This window comes from Nocardiopsis listeri NBRC 13360, from assembly GCF_001570765.1.
GTDB lineage: Bacteria > Actinomycetota > Actinomycetes > Streptosporangiales > Streptosporangiaceae > Nocardiopsis > Nocardiopsis listeri.
This window is the reverse complement of the sequence record NZ_BCSH01000007.1, coordinates 109,389-131,774: the sequence shown is the minus strand read 5'-3', so window position 1 is coordinate 131,774 and position 22,386 is coordinate 109,389. Positions and strand designations below refer to the sequence as shown.

The window sequence follows — 22,386 nt, the reverse complement described above, 5'->3', positions numbered from 1 at the left end:
TGAGGGGTGTGGGGGTGTGGGCCTGGTGGGTCCACTCCCCCGTTCTTTTGTGTGTTCAGGTGCGGTGTGCGGGGTCGTCGTTGGAGGTGCGTTGGCGTGGTGGGGTGAACAGGGCCGCGGGCCTTGGGCGCTGGGGTAGGCGGAAGAAGATCATGGGGTTGTGGGTGCTTTCGTGTACGGGGGTGTGCAGGTCGAGGTTGCTTTTGAGGTCGTTCAAGGCCCGGTGGTGGTGGGGTGCGCGGGCGGCCGAGGCGGTGAAGTAGTCGGTGGTGTTGTCTGCGAGCCATGCCAGGAGGACGGCGCCTTCGGTGAAGGGCAGGGCGTGGCGTTGGTGGAAGACGTCGTGGACGCTGATGGGGATGTGGGCGGGCAGGGTGGGCAGTAGGTGGTGGATGTACCAGCGGGCGAACCAGCCGTTGTGTGCGGCGTCCAGGAACAGGTAGTCGGTGCGGGCGGGCATGTGGGTGATCTTGGCGCGTACGTCGCCTTGGGTGAAGGTCCAGCGGTCCTGGGCCAGGTCTTGGGGTACGTGGCGGGTGGCGTGGTCGACGATGTCGAAGGAGTGCAGGTGTCCGGTGCCGTTGTCGCGTAGGGCGGACAGGATCCAGGTGGTGGACCAGCCGTAGTAGGCGCCGATCTCTACGACGTTGGTGGGTTGGTGGTGGCGTAGGAGCAGGTAGGTGATCTCGGCTTCGAGGTCGTCGAGTTGGGGGGTCATGGTGGGGTCGGCTTGGTGGTGGTGGCGTTGTTGGTCGCGTACGCGGGCCAGGTCGTGGTGGTGTGTTCGGTACAGGTGGGTGATGAGGTCGAGGTCGATGGCCGCTGGTGTGGTCATGGTGGTCTCCCCCGGTGGTGTGCCGCCCTTTTGATTGCTGAACGTAGCAGTGTTGTTACTTTCTGTTGGTGGTGGTGTGGGGTGTGTCGTGTTCTGGGGTGGGTGGGATGAGTCCGAAGTGGTAGGCGGTGGTGAGGGCTTGGGGGTGGTGCGGTGGTGGGTTCGTCGGTCGTTGGTCCAGGGCGCGGAAGAGTCGATGGTCCTTTCGTCCTATGGTGGGGCGTGTGACAGGCAGTGAGAGGTCGTCGCGAGAGACGACACAGGACCAGGACGGGTCGGGGCTGGCGCATTCGCTTCGCCGCCGGCACATGGCTTTGATCGCGATCGGCGGTTCGGTGGGGGCCGGGCTGTTCATCGGCTCGGGTGCGGTGATCCAGACCGCGGGGCCGGCGGCGATCTTGTCCTATGCGTTGGCCGGGGCTTTGGTGTTCTTGACCCTGCGCGCGTTGGGCGAGATGGTCGTGGCGGTGCCGGCGGGTGGGTCTTTTTCCGACTATGCGCGGTTGGCGTTCGGGCCGCGGGCGGGTTTCACCATCGGGTGGGTGTACTGGTGGATGTATGCGGTGTTGGTGGCCGCGGAGTCGGTGGCCGGTGCCACGATCGTGGGGCAGTGGGTGGAGCTGCCCGGTTGGGCGTTGGCGTTGGTGGTGTTGTTGGCCATGACGGTGGCCAACCTGATCTCGGTGAAGGTGTTCGCCGAGACCGAGTCGTTGTTCTCACTGGTCAAGGTCGCCACGATCGTGGCGTTCTTGTTGGTGGGCGGGTTGTACGCGTTGGGGTTGTGGAGTGGCTCGGGTGGGTCGACGGTGGCCAACCTGTGGCAGATCGGTGGGTTCGCGCCCAAGGGGTGGGTCGCGGTTCTGGGTGCCACGGTGGTGGTGTTGTTCGCCTTTGGTGGGGTGGAGATCATCACGGTGGCGGCCGGGGAGAGTGAGGAGCCCGAGCGTGGGGTGGCCACGGCCATCACCAATGTGCTCTGGCGGATCGGTCTGTTCTATGTGGCCTCCATCGTGGTGGTGGTGATGGTGGTGCCGTGGAACTCCACGGAGTTGGACCGTAGTCCGTTCGTGGTGGTCATGGAGACCGTGGGCGTTCCGGGTGCGGCGCTGATCATGGAGATCGTGGTGTTGATCGCGGTGTTGAGTGTGCTCAACGCGGCGATGTACACCTCTTCACGGATGTTGTTCACGCTCACCCGTCAGGGGGACGCGCCTGGGGTGTTGCGTGGTACCAATCGGCGTGGGGTTCCGGTGCGGGCGATCCTGTTGGGCACCGTGGTGGGGTACGCGGCGGTGGTGGCCGACTATTTGTTCCCCGGTCAGGTGTTCGGGTTCTTGGTGGCCTCCATCGGGGCGATCCTGTTGGTGTTGTTCTTGGTGATCTGTGCTTCGCAGTTGGTGTTGGGTGCTCGGGTGCGTCGTAACGCCCCTGAGCGGTTGACGTTGCGTATGTGGGGTTTTCCGTATCTGACGTGGGTGACGTTGTCGGGGTTGGTGGCGGTCTTCGTGGCCATGGCGGCGTTGCCCGAGCACCGTCAGGCGTTGTGGGCGTCGGTGGGTGCGGTCGTGGTCGCGGTGTTGGCGTATGAGGTGCGTCGTCGGTTGGGTCCTGAGCCCAGTCGTTTGGTGTTGGGGGTGCCGGGTCGTGTGGGTCCGCGGGAGTTGGATGTGTTGGTCGGTCCGGGTTCGGTGCCTGGTGCGGGGTCGGGTTCGCGTGGGGATGGGTCCTGTGCGCCGGAGTGATTCGGCTCACGGTGGTTGATGGTTCGGCTGTGGTGGCGCTTCGCCCTTGGGGGTGGGGCGCCACTGTTGTTGTGGGGGTTGTCGTGGCCGGTCGGGGGGCTTCGACACGGGCATGGGTGGTGTGCCCGGGTAGAGGGCAAGGGTGCCTTAGTCGGTTTTTGTCGCTATCGTGCTGCCAACCCCTGAGAGGAGCACCCCCCCGTGCGACATTTCGTCGGCTTCTTGTCGGGCCTTGTTCTGGGCCCGGTCCTGCTGCTGGTATGCGGCTGGGCCTTCGCGCACCTGCGGGGCCTGCACGCCGCCGACATGAGTGTGCTGTCGGGTACCGGACCGGTCGCTCTGGCCGGGCTGGTGGGCGTGGGAGTCCTGTTGGCCTTGTTGGCCGTGCCCCCGCGGTCGACCCCGATGCCGGCCTTCGGTGTGGCCCTGGTGCTGTCCGGGCTGAGCGTGCTCTCCTTGGTGCGTCCGCACCTGGTGGAGCGTTTGCCCACGCTTCCGGGCAGTGAGGGTGCCTTGGTGCTGCTGCCGTTGGGTGTGTTCGTCCCCTTGGCCCTGGTGTTGTTCGCCCCGTTGTTCGTGGGCGGTCGCTGGGTGCGCTCGGCGGAGGAGGGTCCCAGCGAGGAGGAGTACTTCGAGGGGCTCTATGAGGACGGTGGTGGTGGCTTTGAGCGGCGTGGTGGCGCGCTGGGCTCGGAGCCGGTCTCGGCCGTGCACGAGCCTCGGCATCGTCTGGAGGAGGACTGAGGGCGACCCTGGCCGCTCCCCCATGGTCCGCGGCCCCCGCCCTCGAGCGTTCTCGGGTGCGGGGGCCGCGGGCCTCTCAGCGCCAGGTGGGACCCCACCCCTTGGAGTGGGAGACCCCGGGCGGTAGTGGTGGCAGGGCCGGGCCGGTGGTGGGGCGCTGCGGCTCGGGTTCGGGGTCTTGGGTCTGAGGGGCGGGGGCGTGGTCTTGGCCGGCCGGCTCGTCTTGGTCGAGATCCGTGCCCTCGGGCGTGGGCGCGTCGGTGACCTGGGGTGGGGGTACGAAGCCGCGTACCCTTCCGGCGGTTTCGGTGTCGGGCTCCAGTACCACCGGTTCGGGCAGGGGCGGCTCGTCCTGCTCAGGGGTGTGCGAGGGCAGGGTTTCGGCCGGGGCGACGCGTTTCCACCACAGCTGTGCCTCCTCGGTCTCCAGTTCGGAGTCCACTTCCAGCCAGCCGCTCACCTGGGGGTGGCGGCGTTCGGCGTTCCAGGAGCGGGGGTAGGGCTGCTCGTCCAAGATGATGACGTGTTCGCCCTCGATCCGGGGGATCTCGGCGGGCAGGCCCTCGTTCCACACCCAGGAGCCGTCGTGGGCCACCAGGTTCCACCAGCCCCATACGGTCTGGGCTTGGGGGTCGGTCTCCTTGGAGCGGTAGGCGGCGGCCCAGCGCGGGTCGGGGGGTGTGCCCCTCAGGCCTTGGGCGTTGGGGCCGATCAGGGCTGCGGCGAGCAGGGTGTGGAGTTGGAAGTTGTCGCCGATGCCGTCGAAGAGGACGCGGAAGGCTCGGCGTGAGGCGCGGTCCATGATCAGGGCGGAGGTGGCCTCGGCCATGCGCAGGAGGGTGCGGACCTCGTCGAATTCGTAGAGCAGGTCGCTGAGTTGGTTGGTGATGGCCACCAGTTGGGCGTGCAGGGTGGGGTCGCGGCGTAGGTGGGCGCGTATCTCGGGGTGGCTGAGCATGGTCTTGCCGGCCAGGCCCAGGCGGCGGCTGGTCCACCAGCACATGGTGGCGGCGGGGGCGTCGTTGCCCAGGTGGGCGGCCACGCGTGCTTCGGCGTCGGCGGTGACGTGGTCGGGGTCGGGTGGGGTGCCGCCGCCGGTGCGGTTCCAGGCGTCCAGGAAGGCGACGGCGCCGTTGCCCATGGTGCGCAGTAGGTGGAGGATTTCGATGCCGGCGGTGCCGGGGTCGGTGCCCATTTCGACCAGGGCGCCGGCGACGACGGCCAGGTCGGCCAGGACTCCGGGTGCGGCGTGTTCGCCGGCGAGGAGGGGGGTGAGGGCTTCCAGGGCCAGTTCCCGTTCGGAGGCGGGGATTTGGGAGGCCAGGAGGTAGACCTTGTGGACGGCCGGTGGGAAGCGGTGGGGGTCTGTGGCGACGGATGCGTCGATCAGCTCTTGGAATGCGGTGCGAAACTCGTCGACCATGGCTACGTCCCCTTTCTCACGCAACCAACCTAATGTCTCATCAGGGAAGGATCGCACGTTAGCGGGCTATTTCGGGTGTTACCGGTGGGTTTGTTGGTGATTCGAGATGGGGTCCTCACAGCCCCAGTCGGGTGACGGCGTTGTCGTCCAGGGGGTTGGCGGTGCGGATGTAGTCGTGCACCGTGGCCGGGTTGGTCCATCTGCCCTGGCGCATGATCTCGCGGTCGGCGGCCCCGCTCAGGGCGGCCTGGGTGGCGAACCCGGCGCGCAGGGAGTGCCCGCCGAAGTCGTCCGGATCCAGTCCGGCGCGCTGGGCGTAGCGTTTGACCAGGTCGCCCACCGCGCGTGGGGACATGGAGCGCTCACCGATACGGCCGTGGCGGTCCACCGAGGGCAGCAGTGGGCGCCCGGTGCCATCGGCCAGGTCCAGTTCGTGGAGGGTGGTGCAGCTGTGGGTGGTGGGTTCGGGGGCCCCTTGCAGCCCTTGCATGTGGGAGCGAAGGGCGTGGGCGCCGTGGGTGGCGTGCACTCGTACCAGGTGTGACCATTCGGTCAGGGCGCATACGCAGCAGGTGGTGCGGCGTCGCCCTTGGGGTAGGGCCACCTGTTGGTGTTTGCGGCCCTCTTGGTCGGTCTTGGTGGTGTGCAGGGCCACCACCACGGTGGGGGCGCCGGTGGTGGGGTCGGTGGCCAAGGTGAGGTCGTCGAAGGTGAGCGCGGCCAGTTCCGAGCGGCGTAGCGCTCCGGCGAACCCGGTCAGTAGCAGTAGGGCGTCGCGGCGCCGGGCCACTCCCCCGGGGTGGCCTTCGGCCGGGCGCGCGGCGAGTAGGTCTTCCAGGGTGGACAGGATGAGGGGGGCCTTGCGGCGCGGGCGCCTTTTGCGGGTGCGGCGGATGCCGCGCAGGGTCATGCGTACGACTTCGGCGCGGGTGGGTGAGTCCAGGCCGTGGGCGCCGTGGACGGCGGCGATGGCCGCGGCGCGTCGCTCCAGGGTGGAGGGGGCCAGGGCCCAGTCGGTGTCGTCGGGGGTGCGGGCGCGGGCGCACACGGCCAGGTAGACGGCCACGTCGGTGGGGTCGGCGGGCAGGGAGGTGCGGCCCTCGGCCAGGCACCAGGCGCAAAAGGAGGTCCAGTCGGCGCGGTAGGCGCGCAGGGTGGCCGGGGATTGGGCTCCGGCCAGGAAGGTGCCCAGTAGGTGGGCCTGGTCGGCGTCGAAGCGTTCGCGTACGCGTTCCAGGGCGCGGGTGTCCACGAGTACGCCGTGGTCCACGTGGCGTAGGCGGCTGCGTACGGTGACGGGTAGTGCGCCGTCGGTGTCGATGGTGGGTGCTTGGGTGGTGTCCACGTGTTCCATTGTGGCCGGTGGTGGTTCGGGCTCGGGTCAGGCGTGGCCGGGTGGGAGGGGTTTCAGCCCAACAGGTGGGCGCTCAGGGCGCCCCAGATCTCGGTGGGCGGGGAGACCAGGAACAGCAGGGTGACCGAGAGGGCCAGGGCCAGGGCGAAGCACAGGGCGGCCATCTTGCGGCGTAGTGCCAGGGCCAGGGCGGTGCCCAGTGCGGGCACCCCCCAGGCCATGATCAGCAGCCACACCAGGGTGTTGCCCATGGCGCGCATCGTTCGTCGTTCTTGTTCGGCCATCAGTCGGGCGGCTGTTTGGGGGTCGTCCATGCCGGGGTCGTTGGGGACTTGGCCGGTGTCCAGTCCGGCGAAGAGCAGTCCGGCCAGGGCCAGGGGTGTGCCCAGGGCCCAGGCGATCCACAGGATCACCCACAGCGCGGTGAGGCGCCGGTCGGGTGGGGAGGCCACCACCACGGGGGTGCGTTTGAGGGTGCGTTTTTCGGGTGTGGTGCCCGGTAGGACGCGTCCCTGTTCGGCCTCCCGCGCAGGGGTGGTGGCCGGTTGTTCCTGGGGTTTGCGGCGTTTGCGCTTCTTGGGTGACACGGGCCGGAGCCTACCCGGCCATGCCCAGCAGGTGAACGACCACCACGAACACCACCGGCCAGGCCAGCAGGGCCAGGGACCATAGGGCGGCGCGGCGGTCGCCGGCGACGGTGGCCACGGCGGCGGCCAGGAAGGGGAGTCCGACGGCGGCGCCGAAGGCCAGGGTGAACCATTCGGCGGCCGATCCGGCGTGGGCTTGGGCGTCCAACCCCATCAGATATCCCAGGGGGCCAAGGGCCAGGGCGAGAAGGGCCAGGATGGCGATGACGACGCGGATCCCGGTGGGGTGGCGGGTGTTGCGGCCGCCCTGGGGGGCGGAGGGTCGTTCAGACACGGGGGCCGTTCGGCCTTTCGACAAATGCGGGTGGTGGTCCGGGTCAAGGGGGCGCGGCGCGCGGCGTCGCGGCCCGCGGGCATACCGGGTACCCGTCACGGGGGTGAGCCGGGGTGGTGGTGTGCCATCTAAAACGTACTCCACCAGGGATGTGTCCGAAACCTGGGAGGGGGCGTGTGCCTCACTTCGAAGGCCAGGGGCGGGCGGTGGTGACCAGGCCGGTGAAGGAGGCCAGCAGGCGTAGTTCGTCCACGGTGCGGGGGGTGGTGGTGAGCAGGTCGGGTGAGTGGATGACCAGGGCGAGGAGTTGGGCGCGTGAGAGGGCGACGTTGAGTCGGTTGCGGTCCAGGACGAAGGAGGGGCCGCGGCTGGTCTGTGCGGCGTTGGAGGTGGTCATGGAGCAGATGACGGCGGCGGCCTCTTGGCCTTGGAACTTGTCGACGGTGCCCACGCGTACCCCTTCCAGGGCGGGGTGGTCCTTGGCTGCTCGGGCAAGGGCGCGGCGTAGGGCGCGTACCTGCAGGTTGTAGGGGGCCACCACCAGGATGTCGGTGCCGGTCAGGGGGCGTGGTCCTTGTCGGGGGTCGGTGGTGAGGTGTTCGTGGGTCAGGCGCAGGGCGGCTTGGAGGACCGCGTCGATCTCTTCGGGGCTGTGGGTGGTGCGGCCGGTGTGGGTGATGGGGAGTGAGTACACCCCGGGGTGCAGGGTGCTCAGGGTGCGGGTCGTGGTGGTGGGGTGGGCTTGGAGGCGTCCTTGGTAGGACAGGGTGGAGACGGGGGCGCACACGGCCGGGTGCATGCGCCTGGTCTGGTCCAGGAAGTAGCCCAGGGCGGGGTCGATGATGGCCTGGTCGGCCATCAGGTGTTGCAGGGCCGAGGCGTCGGCGCCGTCGGTGTGCACGCCTTGGACGACCTGGGGTAGTTGTTGTGGGTCGCCCAGTAGGACGAGGTTGTGGGCGGAGGCGGACACGGCCAGGGTGTCGGCCAGGGCGAATTGTCCGGCCTCGTCGATGATGAGTACGTCCAGGGGGTCGGCGATGGTGTCTGCGCCGGACATGCCCCAGGCGGTGCCGCCGATGAGGACGGGTTCGCCCTTGGTGGTGTGTTTGGTGCGCCAGTTGGCCAGGACCTGTTGGCTGGAGGGTTGGTACCAGGGGGCGTCGGGGTCCTTCTTGCCGCCGCGGGGGCGTTTGGCGGCGGCCAGGGTCAGGCCTTGGTCCTGGGCGGCGCGCAGGGCGGCGGACATGACGTTCTCCACGGCCTTGTGGCCGGTGGAGCACACGCCCACGCTGCGTCCTTGTTTGATCAGGTGGGTGATGAGCTGGGCGGCCAGGTAGGTTTTGCCGGCTCCGGGTGGGCCTTGGACGGCCAGGTAGGAGTGGTCCAGGCGGTCCACTGCGCTGATGGCGGCGTCGATGAGGTCGCCGCCGCCGGTGGGTCGTGGCAGGGGGCCCGGGGGGTTCAGGCGTGGGGGGATGCGGCGTAGGGCGTCCAGGCCGGGGTGGGCGGGCCAGGTGGGCAGTTCCTGGGCGGCGGTGTGGGCGACCCCTTCCAGGGCGCCGTCCTTGGGTTTGGGGTCGATGGGGGAACCGGGTAGGGCGGCCACCGGGGCGGCGGAGATGGTGTCCTCGGGTGGGGCGCTCTCCAGTAGTTCGAGGGAGTCGGGTTCGGCGGCCAGGACCTTGGCGGGGTGGGTGGTGGCGGCCTGTCCGGGGGCTTGGGGGTGCAGTAGGTGGACGCTGTCGCCGACACCGAAGGGGTTGGGGTGGGCGCGGTCCAGGCGCATGGCCACTTCGCGGCGTGCGGTTTTTTGACGGCCGGTGGGCTCTTGCCATGCGCCCACGTGGACCTGCCAGGGCACGGCGCAGTTGGTGTCGGTCTCCAGTTCCGGCAGGGGTGCGCTTTGGCGTTGGAAGTGTTCGCGCCAGGGCGGGGAGTTCTCGCGTCGGTAGTAGCCGACCAGGGCGGCCAGGGCGGCGCGGGGGTGGTCGTCTTCGGTGCGCTGGTCGGGGTCTTGGGGTACCCCCTCCAGGAGGGGGCCGGTCAGGGCGGCGTGGCGGGCGGCCTTCTCGGCTCTTTTGCGGGCGCGTTCGGCTTCTTCCTCGGTGAGTTCGCTCTGGATCAGGGGGCGGGTGGTGATGCCCTGGTGGGTGCGGTGTTCTTCGAGCCAGTCGCGTAGGCGTGCGGTGGAGTGGCAGTCGTCGCGGTTGTAGGCGGCGATGTCGTCCAGGACCCGTTGTGCGGTGGTGGGGTCGTGTTCTTGGCGGGCGGTGAGGTAGGCGGCGTAGGCGTCGATGCTGGAGGTGGCGGTTGTGACGTGGCCGGAGCGGGTGGTGTCCAGGTAGAGGGGTTCGAGGTACTTGATGGAGTAGGAGCGCTGCGATACGCGCAGGCTCTTGCGGACCACGGTGTACAGGTCGATGAGGCGGTGTTCGCGTAGGAGCCGGTCGACTTCCTCTTCGCGGGTGTTGTACTCGGAGCTGAGGTGTTTGAGGCGGTCCACTTCGTAGGAGGCGTAGTGGTAGATGTGGGCGCCCTGGTCGGTGTCGATGCGGGCCAGGGCGAAGTCGACGAAGTCCTCCAGGGCCTTTTTCTCCTGGGCGCGGTCGTGGGCCCAAAAGGCGTGGAAGGTTTCGTTGCCTTGGGGGTCTTCGGTGGTGGCGCCGAAGAGGTATTCCAGGCCTCGTCCGCCTTGGGTGGAGTGGTAGGGGTAGCCCTCCATGTCGAAGAAGAGGTCGCCGGGGGCGGGTGCGGGCAGGGTGGCCAGTCCCTCGGGTGAGAAGACCTCGGCGGTGACGGTGCCTTGGGGGTCGGTGGGGGTGCGGGTGGTGTCCTGGCGTACTTGGAGGAGGGCTTGGGCGCGGAGTTGGTCGAAGGAGCGGCGGGGCAGGGTGGTGGGTCGGTCCTGTTCGGTGGCGGCGGCCAGGGCGTCGATGGTGTTCAGGCCGGCGTCGGTGAGTTTGGTGGCCTGGTCGGTGCGCAGGCCCGCGACCAGGGACAGGTGGCGGGCCACCACGCGTCCTTGGGAGCACCAGGTGTTGTAGCCGCAGCCCTCGCAGGTGGGTCGGGGTTGTCCCCAGGTGGGGGTGGGCAGGGCGGGTGGGGTGGCCAGGTGGTCGAGTAGGCGGGTGGTGATGGTGGTCAGGATGGGGGTGAAGTCGGAGGTGGGCAGGGTGTGGGTGTGTCCGTCGCCGGTGAGCAGGTGCATGTGGTGGGGGGCGGGGCCGTGCAGGTGGGGTACGGCTTGGGCGTAGGCGGCCAGTTGGATGATGGCGGCGGGGCCGGGGCGGCGGGCGAGTTTGGTGTCCCAGGGTTCGTAGGTGGGTTCGCCGGTGTGGTCAGGGCGGGGCCGGCCGGTGGTGGTGTCCAGGTCGGAGCGGATGAGGAAGTCGGCGCGTCCGTGGAAGGCGACGTGGTCGGTGAGTCGGTGGTGGAAGACGCCCTGGTAGATGACGGGGACGCCTGCCGCCATGGCCTGGGCGGTCTGGTGGGCGGCGCGGGCCAGGTCCTGGTCGTCGGGTTCGGGGTCGGCGATGGTGGTGACCTGGCCGAAGACGTGGCGTAGGCGGTCGAGTTCGGCTTTTTCGTGGGCGTGGCCGTGTTGGGCGACGAGGGCGTCGACGGGTTCGGGTCGGGGTGTGCCGGGCACGTGGGCGGCCAGGGCGCTTTTGAGTGCGGTGCGGTGGTCGCATTCGAGGGTGTCGACCAGGTCGGTGGGTGAGATGACCCAGCCGGAGGTGGTGCGGAACAAGGCCCTGTGCTCCCCTTGTGTGTTTCGGTGTTCGTGGTGGTGCGGGATTGTGTCACGTGGGGGTGACGTGTGGGGGCGGTCCGCTGGTGAGGTGGGGTCCCTGGGCGGGAATTGTACGCCGCCGGGGGCGGGTGGGGCGGTGACATGGGCGAGGGGCGCTCGGGGATCGTATTCCCGGGCGCCCCTCGAAGGTGGTGGAGGGTGTTTCAGCCCACGACCTGCCAGGAGACGGTGCCCACTCCGGAGCCGGTGCCGATGATCTCGTCGAAGGCGGCCGTGGACAGGTCCAGGCAGCGTCCGTCGATGTAGGGTCCGCGGTCGTTGATGCGCACGGTCACCGATTTACCGTTGCCGGGGTTGGTGACCTGGACCATGGTGTCGAAGGGCAGGGTCTTGTGCGCGGCCGTCATGGCGTTGGTGTCGAAGGTTTCGCCGTTGGCGGTGGTGGCACCGTGGAAGCCGTCGCCGTAGAAGGAGGCCTGGCAGGTGCCGCCTTCCCCGGAGCCTTCGGAGGGGGATTCGGTGGTGGATTCCTCCTCCTCTTCCTCCTCTTCGGGTTCGGGTTCTTCGGCGATGGTGGTGCCGGCGGCCGATTGGGATTGGGTGGCCCCTTGGCGGGCGTTTTCGGCGCGCTCGCGTAGTTCGGGGGTGACCTCTTGGTCGTCGGCGGAGGCCTGTAGCGGGTCGGGTTGGGCTTGGGGGATGCCCACGGTGGTGGTGGCCTTGTCGGGGTCGGCGCCGGAGGAGATGACGGCGGCCGCGGCGCCGCCGCCCACGACCAGGGTCAGGCCGGCGGCCGAGGCCACGATCAGGGCGCGCTTTTTGCGTGAGCGTGCGGCTGCTCGACGTGGGCCCAGTGGCGCGGGGGCCGTTGGGGTGTGGGCGTCGGCGTGGGTGGCCGTGCCCTCGTCGAGGTGGTCGTCCACCGGTGGGTTCTGGGGCTGGTGTTTGCCCACGACGCAGTCCTTCGAACGGGAACGGTTCAGGGCGGTCCCTCTCCTGGTGCTTGCGGGGCACGGTGAGGGGCGGGTGCGTGGTGCGCCTGCCGGTGTGGGCCCCCTGGGGGTGGGGGCGGCACGGGTGGAGTGGGGCCGCCGGTGTCAATGGTGTTGCACGGGGTCTGAGCGCAGAGCTTAGGAGTAACGCGAGGGTAACGGTACCGGAAAGGGGAGGTTTGTGGAACTTCTCACCGGTGTGGGTCGGGGGTGTGGTGGTGGCAGGTGTGGGTGCGCAGGTCGGGGCGTCGTGGGGGTGGGTCTCCGTTGAAGAGGGTGTGGGCGGGGTCGGGCAGGTCGATGCCGCTGAGGTGGGCCACGGCCTGGGACAGGGTGGGGTTGTCCAGGTGCCCGCCCACGGCGGTGATGAGGGTGGTCATGGTGGGCAGGGGTGGTGCGCCCAGGGTGGTGATGGCGTAGCGGGCGGCCACCGCGGGGGTGCGGGAGGCTCCGGCCCAGCAGTGCACCAGGACGCTTTTCCCTTCGGCGCGCAGGGTGGCCACGGCCGTGGCGGCCTGGTCCAGGGTGTAGTGCAGGTTGGGGTTGGCGCCGGGCGCGTCGTGCAGCCATACGCGGACCCAGTCGGGTCCGGGCAGGTGGGGTGCGTCGTGGGGGTGGGTGCGGCACAGGGAGACCACGGCGTCGGTGGCGGTGGGGTGGTGGCGTAGGTGGGCCAGGTTGCCCAGGAGTACGTGGGGGTCCAGGGGGTGGGGAACGGCGAAGGGGGTGAAGCGTTGGCGGTCCTCTTGGTTCAGGGGTGCTTGTGGCCATTGGGTGGGATCGGAGCGGGTGGCGATCGCTTGTAGGGCGGTGGTGATGGGGGTGTGGGGGTCGGTGTGTTCGCTGAGGTGGCGCATCGCTTGTAGTGGTAGGGCCGAGGCGCCCCAGCGGGCTCCGGCCAGGGCCGCGGTGTACAGGGCGGCGGTGTGGCCGCCGGTGCGGTGGGCGGCCTTGATGGCGTCGACCAGGTGGGTGCAGGCGAAGGCTCCGCGGGCGGGGTCGTGCGCCGGTGGCGGGGTGTGGGTCAGGGCCCGCCAGGAGACGCCGTGGGGGTCGTGGTCGGGGGTGTGTTCCAGGGCGCCGGGGTGGTCGGGCAGCTGTCCGGTGCGTACCAGGGTGCGCAGGGTGTGGGCCCAGGCGCGGGCGGTGGGGTCCGGGGGCGGGTCGGTGGGGGTGACGGTGGTGAGTGCGCCTTGCAGGGCGGTGTGGATCAGGTGGGTCAGGGTCGGGTCGATGGTGGGCCTGGTGGGTGGGGTGCCCACCAGGGCGTCGGTGGCCAGGGGGCCCAGCAGGGCGCCGGCGGCACGGTCGGGTTCGGGGCGTCGGTAGTCGCGCTTGGGGTGGGGCGGTGAGGGCATGGTCGTCCTCTCGGGGCTGGGGTGGGCCGGTCCGGGGGGTGGTCCCTTGAGGTGTGTGCCCTGGGGTGGGGGCGCTCGAGCGGGGTTTGCCGGTTGTGGCCATGGGGTGGCCGAGGGGGTGGCGCTCCATGGTGGTGCGGTGTCGTTGCGCGGAGCAGGTCGTCGGGGCGTGGAGAGCGGATGAGTTGGTTTGAGGGTTGCTCTCCTGATTTTGCTGTTGGTGGGGGTTCTGGCGCTGTCGGGTTTCACAAAGCGGTTCAATGACACACTCGAAGGTAGGAGTGGGGCGGACATCCGGGTCGGTCCTGTGCCCGTGAGGTAGGGGTGTGCTGATGGGCGAAGAGGAGATCATCGCGTTGGTGGCCGGCCTGGGGTCGGTGCGGGTGGATCGGGCGAGTAAGGACAGTGGGGCGCCCGAGGTGGCCTGGGGCGACACCTTCCTCACCTACGAGCCCGGTGGTCGGGCGAGTGGGCGGGGGTTCCAACCGTTCGTGACGGTGGTGACCAAGGACTACCCGGGTTTCGACACCGTCTCCGACCTGGACCGGGAAGGGGTGTTCCGGGTCAACGTCGCGGTGGGAGGAGCCCTGTTCACCGAGGTGGTGGGCCACTCCCCCGCCGAGTACGCCGCAGCCGGGGTCGAGGTCGACTTCACCGAGTCGGACCGGCTGTTGCCGCATCCGGTCTACGCCGTGCAGGGGTGGGTGTCGGTGTTGTGTCCGGGCCCGCGTACCGGTGAGCGGTTGCGTGAACTGGTGGGTGCGGCCTGGCGGCGGGCGGCGGCGCGCCACCGGGCGCGAACCACAGGGCAGGCACCCTGGGAAAGGTGACAAATGGGGTGAGCGGTGGGAAGCAACCGGCTCTGCTCGGTGTTGTGATCGCACAATCGAGCGTGTGTGGCGGCGGACGTTCCGGCATCGTCGAAGCCGACGCTCATCGACCGGGAAGGGGCCTTGGAGTTGAACGATGGCGAGTCCGAACAGGATGAGCGGGGCCCGCTCGAACCGGCCTCCGAAGACCAGGAGTGGGCACAGGCCCTGCCTTCGGTCGAGGGTCTGGTGACGTTGGGTTCCGAGGACGCGCCCGTGTGCTCGGACGGGATCTGTTTCTGAGCGGGGATGACATTGAGAATCGAAGTGTGGTCCGACATCGTCTGCCCTTGGTGCTACATCGGCAAGCGTCGTCTGGAACGGGCGTTGGCGGACTTCGAGCACGCCGACGAGGTCGAGGTCCTCTGGCGTAGCTTCCAGCTGGACCCCACCTTCCCCCAGGGGGTGAGCGAGCCGGTCTATGACTCCCTGGCCAAGAAGATGAACGCCCCACGCGAGCAGGTCCGGGCCATGACCGAGCAGGTCCAGCAGGTCGCCGCCCAGGAAGGGTTGAGCTATGACTTCGCCGGCGGGGTCATGGTCAACACCTTCGACGCCCACCGGCTGACCCACCTGGCCCGTGAACACGGTCTGGGCGATGCGGCGCACGAGCGGCTGATGAACGCCCAGTTGGTGCAGGGACGTGTGCTCAACGACGTGGACACCCTGGTGGAGTTGGCCGGTGAGATCGGCCTGGACACCGAGCGGGCCCGCGCCGTGTTGGAGGGCGACCAATACGCCGACCAGGTGCGCGCCGACATCGACGACGCCCGTCGTCTGGGTGCCACGGGTGTGCCCTTCTTCGTCTTGGATCGGGCCTTGGGCATCTCCGGAGCCCAGCCGCTGGAGGTCTTCAGCGCGGCGTTGGACAAGGCCTACGCCCAGCAGGGCTGATCGGAGGGCGCCTCCCATCGGTGTGCGGGGGCCGGTGTCCGAGGCAGGGCGCCGGCCCCTTCGTCGTGTTCGGGCCCGGGGCGGGGTGCTTTCACCCGCTGGGGGAGGTCGAACCGCCCTTGCCGGGGAGGTGCTCACCGGACCGGGTGAACAGGGTGCAAGCACAGCCCTTCGAGCATGGGCATCGGCTGGGCCGGTGGCGCACTGTCACTGACCGTGCCCACCGCGAAGGGGTCCGGGTCGGTGTTCGTGTCCATGGTTCTGTGGGATATGCGGCGCCGGCGGTGGCCACGGCCACCTACGAGGTGCGTTGACGGGCGGTGCTCTCCTCCTTGACGGGTCGGTGCCCCGCCCCCTGCGCGGGGAGGCGGGGCGCCGGGTCGTGGCCGGGGACCTACTGGATCGGGATCCGGGGGATCTCACCGAAGGCGCCCGCGTACAGGGTCATCTCGGTGACCTCGGCTGCCGGGGCGGGGAAGACCGCTAGGGCCAGGTACTCCTCGCCGGGGCTGAGGGTGTGGATCTCGTCGGCGAAGTCCTCGTACTCCTCCTCGCCGGTACTGATGCGGATCACGTAGCGGATCAGCCCGGAGTCGGCCTCCTCCAGACGGAAGCCGCCCATGGTGCCTTCGGCGTACTGGGCGGGGCTGCCCGGCAGGCGAGCCTCATCACCCTCCAGGTCCGCCTCCAAGTCGCTCAGGGTGGCGTTCTGGAAGCCCACCACCTGGAACAGGTAGGCGCCGTCGCGTACCAGCGGGTAGACGTTCAGGTCGATGTCGTTGTGGGAGACGGTGGTGTGCACGTCCATCTCCTCGAAGTACGGGGCCGGGTCGGCCACGTGGCGTTGGGCGGCCTCCAGGCCTTCGGTGTCCTGGCTGTCGGTGGCCTCCATGGGTACCTCGTAGAAGAACTCCACCCGGCGGTTGCGGGCGCGGGCCTCCTCGTCGTCGTCCTCGCCCTCCTGGGCCAGGAGTTCGTCGGCGCCGCGTCCTTCGGTGGCGAAGGTGAAGCCCTCCCCCAGTTCCTCTTCGATGAGTTCGCGTGCGGCCTGGGCCCGCTCCTGGGACAGGGTCTGGTTGTGGCTGTGGGAGCCGGTGGAGTCGGTGTGGCCGATGACGGTGATCTCGGTGCCCTGGGCCAGGTTCTCGCGCAGTGAGGCGGCGGTCCGGCGGATGGTCTCGGCCGCCTCGTCGGTGGGGTCGGCCTCGTCGACCTCGAACATGTTGTCCGAGTGCAGGGCGATGGTCTCCTGGTCACCGGAGCGGGTGGTGGAGGCGGTGGGGCTGTCGACGAAGCTTTCCATGGACTGGCGGTAGGGGGCCACGTCCAGGCCCGGTTCGGGTACGTCCTCGGGGTAGAAGATCTCCTCGGGCAGTTCGCCCTGTTCCCAGGTGTGGGGGTCGATGTGGTCGTAGACGTTGGGTTCGGGGGCCTGGGTGAACTCGTCGACGTGGGTGATGGGGATTCCGGGGACGTAACCCAGTCCGGAGCCGGTGAAGGTGAGGGTCTGCACGTCCTCGCTGGGGGCGGGGAAGTAGCGGCGCATGGGTAGGGGCAGGCCTTCGTGGGTGGGCAGGAAGGGGTCGCCCTCCTCGAAGTAGGTGCCGTAGTTCTCGCCGTGCTCTTCGTTGTTCAACACCCGAAGGACCTCGCCGGAGAGCGGGTCGACCATGCGGATGGGGGCCACGGTGCTGGTGACGGTGCCGGGCAGGGGTTCGAGGATGTTGTGGGTGACGTCGATCATCATGTACTCGCCGTTGGATTCGAGTGCGTTGATGACGACTTCGAAGGCGACGTCGTTGCCGTCTTCGACGAACATGCGTCCCTGGCGGGTGTAGGGCAGTTCCGGTGCGGGGTCTTCCTGGGCCTGTTCGGAGTTCTCCTGCGGCGGGGGCTCGTCCTCAGCGTCGGTGAGGTCGCGGAGCAGACCACAGGAGCTCAGGGCCAGGCTCAGCGCCAGAGCCGCGCCGATCGCGCCGAGGGCTCGTTGGGACATGTGCGGGGGCTCCTTGTGCGTCTTGGGCCGTTGGGGAGGGCCGGGGGTTGTGGATCGCTTGGCTGCTCAGACGTTGGGGAGACGATTCTGGTTCGGTCGTCGGGCAAGGCGACTCCGGTCGGTGCGGGCTCTGGGGCCCGCACCCAAGGAACGGTATTCGGTTGGGAGGGCGTCCGGTTTCGGTCTCGGCCTCGGGGTGGGCGGTGAGGGTGAGCCATAGCGCGCCGCGCGGGGAGGTGCTTCGATGTTGTGGGGCGGTTCCCCCGGGTGGTCGTCCCCGGCGAGGGAGGGTGGGCGTGTGGATGTGACACAGGTGGTGTTCGGCTTCGTTCCGGTGCTGGCCGTGGTGTTGACGGGCCTGTTCGCGGGGTTGTTCCTGGGTTTTTCGATGGCGGTGATGCCCGGTCTGGCCAGGGCGCGGGACCGGGCGATGGTGGAGTCGATGCAGCGCATCAACTCCGCCATCCTCAATCCGATGTTCGCGCTGGTGTTCGTGGGTGCACCGGTGGCGGTGCTGGGGTCTACGGCGCTTTTCTTCGCGGCCGGCGCGCACCACTCGGCGCTTTGGACGGGTGTGGGGTTGGCGGGGTTGGTGGTGGCGGTCGCCATCACCTTCACGGTGAACGTTCCGCGCAACAACACCTTGGACGCGGTGGGGCCGGCCGCGGAGGCCGAGGACGTGGCGGCGGCGCGGTCCGCCTTCGAGCAGGTGTGGGTGCGGTGGAACAATGTGCGCACCTTGATGTCGGTGGTCGCTTTGGTGTGCTGTGTGGTGGGTTTGTCTCTGCGCTGAGGTAAGCCCTGAACGGTTGCGTGAGTGGACCGAAACCCTGGGGATGTGTGGTCGTTCAGGGCACGAAGGTGGGGGTGGGGTCGGCCTGGACCCTCCCCTCCGCCAGGGCGTCGAGGAGTTCGAAGGCGCTGCGACCCGGCCCGGGCAGGTCCTTGGGCCCCTCCCCCACACGTTGGCCGCGTGTGCGTGTGCGGCGCGCACATCGGTGTGAGCGGTCCAGATCCGTCTCTTCCCGGGCGAGGACCGTATGTCGTGGCCGACGGTAGGAAGCGGGGTCGCCGGAACCCGTCGTGAGGCAACGCGCGGAAAACGGTGGGCTCACCCGGTCGGGGTTGCGCTGGTGGGACCGGTGGCGAGGTGTCCCATGTGGGAGGGGGACAGTGCGGGGGCGGATGTGAAACGGTGTTGGAGTGAGCCCACTCGTGGAACCCTTCGACCCCGTCACGGCCCCGCACTCCGATCTGGCCGCTTGGACGGCGATCTTCACCGCCGGGCGGGGTGAGTTGTCGGGCGGGGCCCCTCGGGCCGAGGACCTGGCGATGCGGTTGCGTTCGCGGCGGGCCGGTCAGGGGTGGCGGTGGGCGGGGCGCCTGTCGGCGGCAGATCCGGTGCTGGGGGTGGCCGAGCTGCGAGGACAACCCCATGATGAACGGATCGGGTTTTTGCGCCTGTTCGTGGCCCCCGTGGCCCGCCGCATGGGTATGGGGAGCGCGCTGCGCGAGACGGTGGTCGAGCGGGCCCGGGCGCTGGGCATGGAGCGGCTCCAGAGCACCGTGCCGGCCGGTGAGCCGGGTGAACACTTCGCTCGGGCCAGCCCCTACCTGCGCACCCTGTTGCGGTTGGAGCTGCAAGAGCAGTGCCTGGACGAGACCACGCTGCGGCGCTGTTGGTCGCTGGCGGCCACCCCGGCGCGCGGTTATCGGCTCACCCACTGGGAGGGGCCCGCGCCCGAGGGGCTGGTGCGCTCGTTCGGGCGGGTGATGGGACACCTGTTGGACGCGCCCGGAGCGGCGTTGCAGATGGTGGCCCGCTCCTGGGGACCGGCGCAGGTACGCGAGTGGGAACGCGAGATCACCGAGGACGGTTCACGTCTGGTGGTGGGCGCGGCGCTGGATCGGATGTCGGATCAGGTGGTGGCGGCCACCGTGTGCACGGTCACCGGTGGGGTGGTGGCCGATCAGCACGACACCGCGGTGATGCCGGCCCATCGTCGTCGGAGGTTGGCCAGCCGGGTCAAGGCCACCCAGGCGTTGCGGGTGCATGATCTGTTCCCGCACGTGCGGGCGTTGGCGGTGACCATCGACCAGGAGAACACGGCGATGCTGGCGGTCAACCGGTCGTTGATGTACGAGCGTGTGGCCGAGCGTTTGCTGGTGCAGGAGAGTCTGCTCGTGCGTTGAGGGGTGTGGCAAGGGTCGGGGTCAGCCCTGGTTCTTCTTGGAGCCGTAGGCGCCGAAGCACAGGGCGAATGCCGCGCCGAAGACGATGCCCAGGGCCAGGCTGTCGAAGAGCAGGCCGAAGGACACGCCCAGGGCCACCCCCAGACCCAGGTTCATGCTCTGTCCGTACCTGCCGCCCATGGTTCCTCTTCCGTTCGATGTCCCCTATCCGACGTCGTCGGCCCCTCTCGGGTTCCCCAACGCCGTCACCACCTGGTGTGGTTGCACCGACACCGAGTGTCCGCGCCCCGGGCGGGGCGCGGACACTCGGTGGCTTCAGACGCCGAAGGCGTCCGGGTAGCGGATGGTCCCGCGCGGTGTGGGTCGCGAGGGGTCCAAGGCCAGGGCCATCATGGCCTCGTCGGGCACCTCGAAGGGGGCGCGCACACCGAACCCGGAGGCCGGGGTGAAGCCGAACCTTGGGTAGTAGTCGGCGTGTCCCAGGACCAGGACCAGGTTCTCACCCATGTGCCGTGCCTTCTCCAGGCCGGTGTGGATGGCGGCCGCACCGGCGCCGGTGCGCTGGAAGGCGGGCAGGACCGCGCACGGGCCCAACGCCAGTGCGGGGGCGCCGTCCACGTGACAGCGCGTGAACAGGGCGTGGCCCACCACCCGGCCGTGGTCGGTCTGGGTGAGGATCGACAATCCCTCGATCCAGGCCTGGGCGTCGGCGCGCAGGGCGTGGACCAGATCGGCCTCGGCCTCGGTGTCGAAGGCCGCCGCGTTGATGGTGTGGATGGCGCCGATGTCGGCACCGGTCTCGGGTCGGGTGGACCAGATTCGTGTGGGGTCGGACAACTCAAGGACCTTTGTTCGTGGGCCCCGTCGTCTGTTCAGCTCAGGGCCCGGTGTTCGGGGACGTTGTGGGCGCTGCTCGTGGCGGCACCGGCTCTGAGGGTCATCGACTCACCCGTTCTCGGTCTGCGGTGGCTGGCTCTCGGCTCCGCGTCGGTCAACGTTAACAGTGGTCTCGCTGTTGCCGGAAGCGGTTTTTCCCAGACCCGACGCGGAACCGCTCGGCGGGCTACCGTGTCTTATTCGTGGGGCTTTCCGGGTCGGTGAGGGTCCTGGTGACGACGGTGGAGGATGACGCGGTGGAGTTGTTCGAAGAGGGTGCCAAGGTCCTGACCCAGGAGATGGTCAAGGGCGGCTGGACCGTGGTGCAGGCCTGGGTCACCCGTCTGTTCAAGGGTGATGTGGACAGGAAGCAGGAGGTCCTGGGTGAGCTGGAGCGCTCCCGGGCGGACCTGGAGGAGGATCCCACGCTCTTGGAGGAGGTACAGCAGGAGTGGAAGACCCGGCTGCGCCGTCTGCTGCGTGAGGACCCCCAGGCCGCCACCGAGTTGCGTGCCCTGTTGGACGAGGTCGCTCCCCAGCGGGGTGGGGACACCATCGTCAACACCGCCCGTGACATCGGGGGTGGCAGCTTCGTGATCCAGGCCGGGCACGTGCACGGCGGTATGCACGAGTACAAGGGCGACCACGTGGACATGAGTGGTGCGCGGGCCCAGGGGGACATCATCGGTACCCGGTACGACCACGGGTCCGGGGACGGTGAGGACTGAAGGGGGTGCTCAGCGCATCGACAGGCTCAGTTGGGAGCCCCTCTCCTCGAATCCGAGCCGGGTGGCCACTCGGCGTGGGGCCGGCGGGCGGGCGCGCCACTGGGGCAGGAGCTTCCGTCCCAGGGTGTGGGTGATCGCGGCCGAGGCCACCCGTGTGGCCAGACCGCGACCCCTGTGGGCGGGGTCGGTGAGCACCGACAGGTGGGCCACGTCCTTCGGCCAGGGCTTGTACCCGGCCGCGGCCAAGGCTCGGCCCTGTTCCAGATGGACGAACAGGGGGTGGGTGAGGGCGGCCAGGTCGCTCTCCCTCGCCTCCTCAGGGGCGGCCCGGTCCAACAGTGCCCGAACGGCCGGGTTTTCGGCGGGTAGTCGTGTGATGGTGGGCGTGGGAACGTGCCGGAAGGCGTCTTCGCGCAGGTAGGCCAGGGTGGCAGGCCCCCGCGCCTGCGCGAGGTCGAGCACGGTGGCAAGGGCTTCGGGGTCGGTGTGGGAAGTCGGGTCCAGGGTCTCCAACGCGGTGTGCAGGGCGTAGGCGCGTTCGGGTGTGGGCGCTGTGGCCAGGGTGTGTCCGTCCAGGTGGACGATGCCACACCAACCCCGCGGACAGATACGTGAGCCGGGTGTCACGGCCACGGTCAAAGGTCCCTTCACCTCGATTCCGGCCAGGTGTTCCCACAGTGTGAGGGGCTCGATCATGGGGTCGAGCCTGTCATGGGCCGGCTCGGCGGAAAAACCCTGTATGTGTTCCTCGTGCACCCATCGTGGTGAGGACGACAGAGGAGGCGGCGCCGCGGGCATGGAGTGGTCACCGGATGACCGAATAGGATTCTGGTTGTTGTGGCCGACAAAGCTACTCGCCGGTAACATTGGTGCATGAGCCAAGATCGCCCCGCCGAAGAGTACGAGTTCGACCGGGACACCCGTGTCCACAAGAGCGCCGATGGCGGGTTCACCGCCACCCTCACCGACGGGTGGACCACCTTCACCTCCCACCCCAACGGTGGCTACGTGTTGGGCACCGCCCTCAACGCCCTGGGCCAGACCCTCGCCCAGCCCGACCCCCTGGCGGTCTCCGCCTTCTACCTGCGCCCCGCCGTCCCCGGCCCGGCGAACCTGCGAACCGAGACCATCCGTGAGGGGCGCCGCACGGCCACCGGCGCCGTCGTGGTCGAGCAGGGCGGCAAGGAGATCCTGCGCGCCACCGCCACCTACGGCGATTTGAGCGTGGAGGGACGCGAGATGCACCTTCAAGGTCCCCCGGAGCTGCCGGCCCCCGAGGAGTGTCGGGTGCCGAGCGAGTTCTCCGGCGAGGTGGAGGGCATCACCATCGCCAGGCGCGTCGAGTACCGCTACCCGCGGCGTCCCGCCTGGTTGGACGGGCGCAAGGACGGCCGTCCCGAGGTCGAGTTCTGGATGCGCTTCGCCGACGGTCGCGACGCCGACACCCACTCCCTGCCCGCCATGGTGGACTTCGCGGTCCCGGCGGTGCTGGAGATCGGTGAGTTCGGCACGATCACCGTGGAGTTGAGCACCCACGTGCGCGCCCGGCCGGCCCCCGGTTGGTTGGCTTGTCGGGTGTTCACCAGGCACCTGTCCCATGGTCTGCACGAGGAGGACATGGAGATCTGGGACGGTCAGGGCACCCTGGTCGCCCAGGCCCGCCAGTTGGCCATGCTGGTCTGAGGGCTACTCGCGTGTGGGGGCGGG

21 protein-coding genes are annotated in these 22,386 nt (G+C 69.3%); 9 read left to right on the top strand and 12 right to left on the bottom strand.

Translation table 11 applies throughout. The annotated features are described in order from the left end of the window. Window positions 1–55 precede the first annotated feature (55 nt). Window positions 56–835 carry a class I SAM-dependent methyltransferase gene (locus NLI01S_RS03175; protein ID WP_067598810.1) on the bottom strand — a complete coding sequence of 260 codons (780 nt, stop codon included), beginning with the start codon at window positions 833–835 and terminating at the stop codon, window positions 56–58. Between the two features lie 308 nt (window positions 836–1,143). Here NLI01S_RS03175 and NLI01S_RS03170 point away from each other — a divergent pair, with 308 nt between their 5' ends. Together NLI01S_RS03170 and NLI01S_RS03165 are read left to right on the top strand one after the other, a co-directional pair. Continuing rightward, on the top strand, window positions 1,144–2,577 hold the full coding sequence (locus NLI01S_RS03170) for an amino acid permease (RefSeq protein WP_067598807.1): 1,434 nt from the start codon (window positions 1,144–1,146) through the stop codon (window positions 2,575–2,577). Between the two features lie 201 nt (window positions 2,578–2,778). After that, window positions 2,779–3,321, top strand: a complete 543-nt coding sequence (locus NLI01S_RS03165) for a hypothetical protein (protein WP_067598803.1) — start codon at window positions 2,779–2,781, stop codon at window positions 3,319–3,321. Between the two features lie 76 nt (window positions 3,322–3,397). Here the strand turns inward: NLI01S_RS03165 and NLI01S_RS03160 are convergent, their stop codons facing one another. The 7 genes from NLI01S_RS03160 to NLI01S_RS03130 form a co-directional block, all read right to left on the bottom strand. After that, entirely contained in the window at window positions 3,398–4,744 is a 1,347-nt protein-coding gene (locus tag NLI01S_RS03160; RefSeq protein WP_067598800.1) for a hypothetical protein, read from the bottom strand. Between the two features lie 115 nt (window positions 4,745–4,859). Further along, window positions 4,860–6,098, bottom strand: coding sequence for a site-specific integrase (locus tag NLI01S_RS03155; RefSeq protein WP_067598797.1), 1,239 nt, complete (start codon window positions 6,096–6,098; stop codon window positions 4,860–4,862). A gap of 53 nt (window positions 6,099–6,151) precedes the next feature. After that, on the bottom strand, window positions 6,152–6,685 hold the full coding sequence (locus tag NLI01S_RS03150) for a hypothetical protein (RefSeq protein WP_067598794.1): 534 nt from the start codon (window positions 6,683–6,685) through the stop codon (window positions 6,152–6,154). A gap of 10 nt (window positions 6,686–6,695) precedes the next feature. Next, entirely contained in the window at window positions 6,696–7,019 is a 324-nt protein-coding gene (locus tag NLI01S_RS03145; RefSeq protein WP_067598791.1) for a hypothetical protein, read from the bottom strand. Window positions 7,020–7,200: 181 nt separating this feature from the next. Beyond that, window positions 7,201–10,770 (bottom strand): TM0106 family RecB-like putative nuclease, encoded by a 3,570-nt coding sequence (locus NLI01S_RS03140; RefSeq protein WP_067598788.1) that lies wholly within the window; start codon window positions 10,768–10,770, stop codon window positions 7,201–7,203. A gap of 206 nt (window positions 10,771–10,976) precedes the next feature. Continuing rightward, window positions 10,977–11,726 (bottom strand): septal ring lytic transglycosylase RlpA family protein, encoded by a 750-nt coding sequence (locus NLI01S_RS03135; RefSeq protein WP_067598785.1) that lies wholly within the window; start codon window positions 11,724–11,726, stop codon window positions 10,977–10,979. 230 nt (window positions 11,727–11,956) lie between these two features. Continuing rightward, window positions 11,957–13,123 (bottom strand): protein-tyrosine phosphatase family protein, encoded by a 1,167-nt coding sequence (locus tag NLI01S_RS03130; protein WP_067598782.1) that lies wholly within the window; start codon window positions 13,121–13,123, stop codon window positions 11,957–11,959. A 332-nt stretch (window positions 13,124–13,455) separates the two neighbouring features. Here NLI01S_RS03130 and NLI01S_RS03125 point away from each other — a divergent pair, with 332 nt between their 5' ends. The 3 genes from NLI01S_RS03125 to NLI01S_RS03115 all read left to right on the top strand — a co-directional run bounded on the left by NLI01S_RS03125 (window position 13,456) and on the right by NLI01S_RS03115 (window position 14,886). Continuing rightward, complete coding sequence (locus tag NLI01S_RS03125) at window positions 13,456–13,953, top strand: DUF6194 family protein (RefSeq protein ID WP_067598951.1); 498 nt, start codon at window positions 13,456–13,458, stop codon at window positions 13,951–13,953. A 123-nt stretch (window positions 13,954–14,076) separates the two neighbouring features. Beyond that, window positions 14,077–14,235 carry a hypothetical protein gene (locus tag NLI01S_RS03120; RefSeq protein ID WP_157090931.1) on the top strand — a complete coding sequence of 53 codons (159 nt, stop codon included), beginning with the start codon at window positions 14,077–14,079 and terminating at the stop codon, window positions 14,233–14,235. A 12-nt stretch (window positions 14,236–14,247) separates the two neighbouring features. Further along, complete coding sequence (locus tag NLI01S_RS03115) at window positions 14,248–14,886, top strand: DsbA family oxidoreductase (protein ID WP_067598776.1); 639 nt, start codon at window positions 14,248–14,250, stop codon at window positions 14,884–14,886. A gap of 394 nt (window positions 14,887–15,280) precedes the next feature. Here NLI01S_RS03115 and NLI01S_RS03110 read toward each other — a convergent pair whose 3' ends face one another. Then, on the bottom strand, window positions 15,281–16,882 hold the full coding sequence (locus tag NLI01S_RS03110) for an OmpA family protein (RefSeq protein ID WP_067598773.1): 1,602 nt from the start codon (window positions 16,880–16,882) through the stop codon (window positions 15,281–15,283). Window positions 16,883–17,186: 304 nt separating this feature from the next. Here NLI01S_RS03110 and NLI01S_RS03105 point away from each other — a divergent pair, with 304 nt between their 5' ends. Further along, window positions 17,187–17,675, top strand: coding sequence for an anthrone oxygenase family protein (locus tag NLI01S_RS03105; protein WP_067598948.1), 489 nt, complete (start codon window positions 17,187–17,189; stop codon window positions 17,673–17,675). A 410-nt stretch (window positions 17,676–18,085) separates the two neighbouring features. Next, a complete protein-coding gene (locus NLI01S_RS03100; protein WP_067598770.1) occupies window positions 18,086–19,075 on the top strand; it encodes a GNAT family N-acetyltransferase in 990 nt (329 codons plus the stop codon). A gap of 21 nt (window positions 19,076–19,096) precedes the next feature. Here NLI01S_RS03100 and NLI01S_RS25545 read toward each other — a convergent pair whose 3' ends face one another. Then, on the bottom strand, window positions 19,097–19,255 hold the full coding sequence (locus NLI01S_RS25545) for a hypothetical protein (protein WP_157090930.1): 159 nt from the start codon (window positions 19,253–19,255) through the stop codon (window positions 19,097–19,099). 135 nt (window positions 19,256–19,390) lie between these two features. After that, window positions 19,391–19,912: a GNAT family N-acetyltransferase gene (locus NLI01S_RS03095; protein ID WP_067598767.1), complete on the bottom strand. Its 522-nt coding sequence runs from the start codon at window positions 19,910–19,912 to the stop codon at window positions 19,391–19,393. A 272-nt stretch (window positions 19,913–20,184) separates the two neighbouring features. Between NLI01S_RS03095 and NLI01S_RS03090 the strand changes: the two genes are divergently transcribed. Then, entirely contained in the window at window positions 20,185–20,679 is a 495-nt protein-coding gene (locus NLI01S_RS03090) for a hypothetical protein (RefSeq protein ID WP_223809085.1), read from the top strand. A gap of 9 nt (window positions 20,680–20,688) precedes the next feature. On the opposite strand, the gene NLI01S_RS03085 is transcribed toward NLI01S_RS03090, so the two are convergent. Then, entirely contained in the window at window positions 20,689–21,375 is a 687-nt protein-coding gene (locus tag NLI01S_RS03085; protein WP_067598764.1) for a GNAT family N-acetyltransferase, read from the bottom strand. Between the two features lie 177 nt (window positions 21,376–21,552). Here NLI01S_RS03085 and NLI01S_RS03080 point away from each other — a divergent pair, with 177 nt between their 5' ends. After that, on the top strand, window positions 21,553–22,362 hold the full coding sequence (locus NLI01S_RS03080) for a thioesterase family protein (protein ID WP_067598761.1): 810 nt from the start codon (window positions 21,553–21,555) through the stop codon (window positions 22,360–22,362). Window positions 22,363–22,386 lie beyond the last annotated feature (24 nt).